This is a genomic window from Micromonospora sp. NPDC047620, from assembly GCF_043205005.1.
Lineage (GTDB): Bacteria > Actinomycetota > Actinomycetes > Mycobacteriales > Micromonosporaceae > Micromonospora.
Window position 1 is genome coordinate 1 of the sequence record NZ_JBIDDG010000081.1, and the last position, 2,283, is coordinate 2,283.

Annotated in this window: 2 protein-coding genes; one reads left to right on the forward strand and one right to left on the reverse strand. The window is 60.8% G+C overall.

Features of this window, described 5'->3' with window-relative positions:
• Positions 1-803: hypothetical protein (locus ACGF5C_RS34250; RefSeq protein ID WP_393308488.1), on the forward strand; the 803-nt coding region annotated here is incomplete at its 5' end.
• A gap of 152 nt (positions 804-955) precedes the next feature.
• Here ACGF5C_RS34250 and ACGF5C_RS34255 read toward each other — a convergent pair.
• On the reverse strand, positions 956-2,283 hold a 1,328-nt coding region (locus ACGF5C_RS34255; RefSeq protein ID WP_393308489.1), incomplete at its 5' end, for a hypothetical protein.

A 2,283-nucleotide genomic window follows, 5' to 3' on the forward strand; every position in this document is an offset into this window, starting at 1 on the left:
CAGCACTCGGCATCGACTGGGGCCCCAAGACGCTGACCGACTTGATGGAAGCCGAAGGACCACTCGACGCCTCGGTCAGCGCAGACGCGATCCGCGAAGCCGCAGCCGACCTCGAACCAAGCGTCCGCGCCGCAACAGGAGCGACCGCGGACTACGACCTCACCATCGAATCCGTCGACGTCGACGCCTACTGGAGCTACTGGCTCGACGGCGCCGGCCAGAAACCCCGACTACGAATCAACCTCCGAAACGCCCGCTTCACACAAGTAGTAGCCCGCCAATTCGCACTCCACGAAATCCTCGGCCACGCACTACAATTCGCAAGCATCGCCGCACGCTGCGCCCGAGAAGACGTTCCCTGGATCCGCCTGTGCTCCGTGCACTCACCAAATCAAGTTTTGTTCGAAGGCCTAGCCCAGGCGATGCCGCTATTCGTCACTCCCAACGACGAAAACCTCACCGCCCGAGTGCGATTGGATCACTACCACCAACTCGTCCGCGGCCAGCTACACCTCGCGCTAGCGGCGGGAGAGCCTATCCTCCACCTCGCCGAGCGGGCTCGGCGCAATGTGCCCTACTGGACCGACGCGCAGATCGCCGACCTGCTCACTGACCGTGGTGCGAACACCCTGTTGCGGTCCTACATGTGGTCCTACTCCGCCGGAATAGATTGGTTCGCTCGCCTTGCAGACACCCCGGGCGCGCCGGTGCAGCAGGTCCTGTCGGCTGTCTACCAGGCACCACACACGCCCGACGAACTCCTGAAGTACTGGCCCGAGGGACCAACGATCGGTGCTGGGTGACGATTCTCTCTACCACGCACAACGCGTCAGCGCTGGAGGAGGTGTGGAATCGCCAACCCAGCGCGTTTGTCGTCGATCCATATGTCGTCCAGGCTCGCGCCGGACACCTACGTCTCTGCCAGATTTGCGCCGGTGAGATTGGCAGTTCGGGATTAGTTGACTCTCCAACCGAACATACGACGGTAGTGCTGCTCGACAGGATGGGGGGAAGGTATCGGTGTCCCGGTGTCGGTGACTTTGCCAAGCAGATCGTCAGCATTGGGTGCCTGGGCAGGTATTGAAGTGAGAATCAGTCTTGAGAAGACATCGACGTATTCGGCTGCCGCGGTGAATAGTTCGACTGCCGTGGTAGCGACATCAGCAACAACCGTTGGCGGCATAAAGACTTGATTGGCCGCTGTTGCCTCCCAGACGCCGAGCCGGTCGACCTGCTGCTGAGTCAGTTCAATACCGGCCGAGGTGAAGTCGATCGCGACTGCCTGTGCGCCACCGTAGGTACGGTTCTGGAACGCGCCGGTGGGCAGGAGTGTGTCGTGAATTCTGTTGCGCAACTCGGAGCAGGTGAATGCGAACCTCTGTAGTTCGTGGATGCGCTGCAGCTGACCTGCAGTGCTCGGATCGGGATAGTTGGGGTCGACATAGTCGATGAGGGTTTTCTCTGAATGCAGTGACTTGCGTAGCTGTCTGGTTGATGATGGATCGAGCCAACGGAGGTAGATTCGACCGTAGGTGTCGAAAACCGCGATCAGATAGAGCAGTTCACGGTCGAAGGCTTCACTGACAAACTCAAGCGTATCGGCTGACGGGATGGCGTCGCGGCCGTTGGTTCGCGAAAGCGCGGCGAGTACTTCGTCCAGCGCGCGGGCCGCTCGACGCAGTCGTGTGAACAGCGACTCTATTTCGGCGACCGCTTCCATCTTGCCGAGCATAAGTGCAGTCAGACGGAGCGTGTCGAGGAACGGGACCAGCGCCGCGACCCCGATGTTGTAAAGCTCCGTCATCGACGGGGGTTGCATCGTGCTGACGACGTTCCCGGACCGAATTTCGGCGATTTTCCGGTTTCCGGTCATGCGCAGGTAATGGCCGAATACGGCCTGCAAGTCATCGGGAGTGACTGTGGTGACGATGTCGTTATCTGCGACATCGGCGCGGCCGACGGTTGATGCGAGTGAAACGATGACGTCGGCACCTAGTCCGTATCCCGCAGCGGCGAGCACGGCCGCGTCGATTCGCTCCGTCGAGCTAAGATCAGCGGTTGCAGCAGCGTTTGCGTCCAGCACGGGATAGATGTCGAACAGGTGGCATTTCCGCCATCCTGTCTTCTGTCCACCGCAGGTGGTGCTGACGGTGAACTCAAGCGCGTCTGCCATCCGCGCCGCGCTTTGCTGGTCGGTCCAGGACAGGGTGTGGATCTCGTCGATCTCGCATGCGCGCAGCCATGGTTTCGCGAGCTGTGGATCGTCGTCGCGTCGGAGAATCA